The sequence below is a fragment of the Marinobacter sp. genome, assembly GCF_052094685.1.
In the GTDB taxonomy this organism is placed as follows: domain Bacteria; phylum Pseudomonadota; class Gammaproteobacteria; order Pseudomonadales; family Oleiphilaceae; genus Marinobacter.
In genome coordinates this window covers 1-3,570 of record NZ_JBQDKB010000099.1, presented here as the reverse complement: position 1 = coordinate 3,570, position 3,570 = coordinate 1, and the positions used below count along the sequence as shown (strand labels likewise).

Below are 3,570 nucleotides of genomic sequence, written 5' to 3'. Positions count from 1 at the left end.
TTTCATCGTCGCTCCAGCGCGAATGCCACTGGGCTCGGACGGCTACTGAACTACCCTTGATCGTGGTCTGGAAAAGACTGCTGCTGGTTTGATCTGGCGGCAAGGCGATATAATAAGCTCTTCCGTTGGCCAGCGGCTGTTCTAACAACACGTCAGGCGACGCTTTTTGCACACTGCGACGCGTCACCGGGAAACCATTGGAACTGGGCTTGTTGCTTATCGTTTTATTTTCGGTGACCAGCCTGAGATGGCTGACCAGGTTACTTTCGTCCAAAAACGATGAGACGTTGTTTTCAATGCGGACTTTGCAGTTCACTTGACTCAGGCGCCTCTCTTGCTGGGCATCCAGTTCAACACCGTTTTGTAGTAATTTGACCGGCAAATTACGAACCTGCTCCATTAGAATTCGTGGCTGGGAAAGCAGGCCGACGAGACGATAGTAGGCTTCAGCCGGATCATTGGCTAAATGGCCGTACATGTCGTCTTGTTCGGTGCCAAAGGGACCACGTTTAAGCCAGTCGACCAGCGGTGGATCATTGAGCATAACCGCCGCAATTCCACCACCGATTGCCAGAGCAATCCCTATCGCTAGCCAAGCTGCTGGCCCCATGCCAAGAAGAATTAAAGACGCACTTGACGAGGCGGCACTGGAAAACATCAAGCCGCCCATCAACATCATGCCACCACCTAACGCCGATGCACCGTGCGCAAGCGCTGCATCCCCGTCGCCGGTATCAATCTCGTGCACCATGTCCATCAGCGACACGATTGCAGTGACACCACCTGACACTATGCCACCGAGTAAGCGATAACTTACAACACGTGGCAAAAAATCGGCTAGCCGTTGCGAGGCGCGCGCTATTAAATCGTGGTTTATTGAAAACGCTGTCGAGTTCAGGCCACTGGTAAGACCTCTCCATTTCCCGACATCCAGAAGCAACCTTTCAGCTGATAATGTTGACGCAACAAAGAGATCAATCCCTGCACTCAACATTCCTACGTTAGCCCTTAATTTTCCATTTCTTGCAGCGGTTTTTTTATACAGATCCCGCTCATTCCAAATATTAAAAGCCTCAATCACCACAATAAAATAGGGCAGCCGAATGTTGTCTGCAATCTCATCCCATCGTTTATATCGCCTCAACTTACGATGGGTATCAGTGACCTCCGCCGAAGCCGGAGCTGCAAAAACATGCACATCACGCGCTTCAGCGGTGGCCCCCAGATTAGGCATCCTTGAGCGGTTGGTGCTGCCCAGCGGCGTGTTGCTGTCCGGCTGATAGAATTCGCCGTAAAAACGTCGGCGTCCATGTTGATTTATGTATTCCTGTCGATCCGCTTCAGTGAGTCCAAAGGTCAGGCCGCCCTTCGGGTCAGTGACACCAAGGACAACCCAGTTGGCCGGTACCGACGAGCGAGGCACTAATTTGACAGCCCCCAGTAATTTCGGGTCACGCGCTTTTGCCATTCGTAACAATGGCCCGTACAAGCGCGCGTTGATTTGATATGCGTGAGATTTTAGCGTGGTCAGCGCAGCCTGAGATGATTTCTGAATGCCATCGAATATGGTATTGACGGCCGTAATCCACCGTTTAAGCTGTGTTGTCAGGTTCAGTGACTCGTGCTTTGCAATACCCGCAAGGGCTACGGCAGATAGCGTCTGAAGGCTTTCTGTATCCGGAGTATTTTTGGCGATGGCCTCAATGTCCCGCGGACGGCAGCGACCGTCACCACAATTCTCATCTGTTTCTCCCTTATCCGTCATTTCGTCGCCGTCACCCGCCGGGAAGAGCATGACATGCAAGGGCTGACTGCTACCATCAGAAAGGATATCAACCAGTAGTTTGTGAGCGCGGTCGGTATAGGCTTTTTCAACGTTAGCTTCGTTAATTCGCAACTTGTCTGCGGTTCGTGGATTCATCGCCAGAACCTGAACAAACTGCTGAGCGAGGGCAAATCCTTCGATATAATCTGCGCCTTGTAGGCTAAACAGATCAGCCAGTGCCCATTGGTTTTCAGGGCGCTCGATAATCTGGACAAAATGTTGCTGCCCTACTGCCAAATCTTCGGTTGCCACCTGCCGCTGGGCGGTGCGAAGTGTGAGGTGTAACTTGCTGAACAGACCGGTTTCAATTTCCTCGAGGTGCTTATGCAGCGGATTTTCCTTGCCGCCTAGGTATGCCGGGCCCATGACACGGTAAATCAGCTGGGCGCTGTCAGTATTGGGTTGTTCACCGACAGTCCCGGTCAGCGTGGTGAGATAGCGTTGCGCATCCGTCGCCTGAGCCAAGCGGTGGCGAATTTGAAATAGCAGGTCGTCGAGCACCAACGCATGCCAGCCTCGCTCACGAATCGACGCCAGCGCATCTGAAGCACCCCCGAGGGGTTGCCACATTGCTTGGTCATCAAGGCCATCACAGGCTTGCGTTCTCACAACCTCGAGGGCTGCCACGCGCAATGATGATGCACCTCGTAACGAAGCATCCCGATAATTGGCGGCTTCATAAGCAGATTTTGCGGAGTTGCTGTCTGCTGCAAATGACTTCTGCTCTCTCACCGCCTGCCCAAACAAGTTGTTGGAATAGGAGCCACTCAGGTCGTGGATGCTTTCCCAAGGTTTGGGCAAATGCTGCTCCAGATAGGACTCTCGCGCCCGCATCTCAGGCAAATCACTGACACTGGCCCATTGACCTGCCGCATCCGGTATCTGAGCGGAATCCGGGTTACCGGGCTTTGCACAGCGCTGTGACCTGGCACTGGCGTTTTGCTCCAGATAAATCACGCGATCAGACGACCATTGAACCTCAGAAAAAGCCAGCTCGAATGCGTCGGTTACAGGTTGTGCCATGCCACGAACAGGCAACCAGACTGATTCAAGTTTAGAGCCCACTGGAGGGCGATGATCCGCATTCAATAGTTGGCCGGGCGCACTTCGATAGTCCGTCAGGCGAACATCGCTAAAGGTTAGCTGCCCTGAATCGGTATTGGTTACTTCCAACTCACGCCACAGAGTTCCTTCACGGAAGATATAAATGAATCCAGGCCGGACCGGAACAGGGTGAAATTTCGGGAGCCCCGGAGCAGGATTCTGGTCGTGGAGTAGAGTGAGTGGCACAACAGGCCAAATGCGATTCCACTGCGCCTCTGACTGGCGTGGTGTTGCTTCGACATCACTGAATAGAGACACACGAACAGGCGCACCCTCCTCAGATGCAATATCCAACCAGACATTTTTCTTGTCTTTCCCTTCCCACGGCCAGCAATGAAGCTGCTGTGCATCCAGGCTTTCAGTCTCAGCCTTGTTTTCGAGCCACTCCTGTTGCTGTTGATTGGTTCGATCGTAAATTCGAAATGTATGCGGATCCGGATGTTCTGTCCCCATCACCTCGACAATCAGCTTTTCGCCTTCACAGGCCAGGCCATTGCTCGTATTATTTGCGTTTGACTGATGTTCAGACATCCCTGTCGTCCTTGCTGTCGTCTTTCAGTTTTACTGATTTATGCACGAACATTTCTGGCTCTCTTCCATTTCGTGTGGAATCGGTCGCCAGCTAACGCCTTTTTGAGCCA

At 52.5% G+C, this 3,570-nt stretch carries 1 protein-coding gene; it reads right to left on the bottom strand.

Annotated elements, in window-relative coordinates; translation table 11 throughout:
- The coding region (locus ACTH3S_RS15560; protein ID WP_441809923.1) for a hypothetical protein at positions 1 to 3,460 on the bottom strand (3,460 nt) is incomplete at its 3' end.
- Positions 3,461 to 3,570 lie beyond the last annotated feature (110 nt).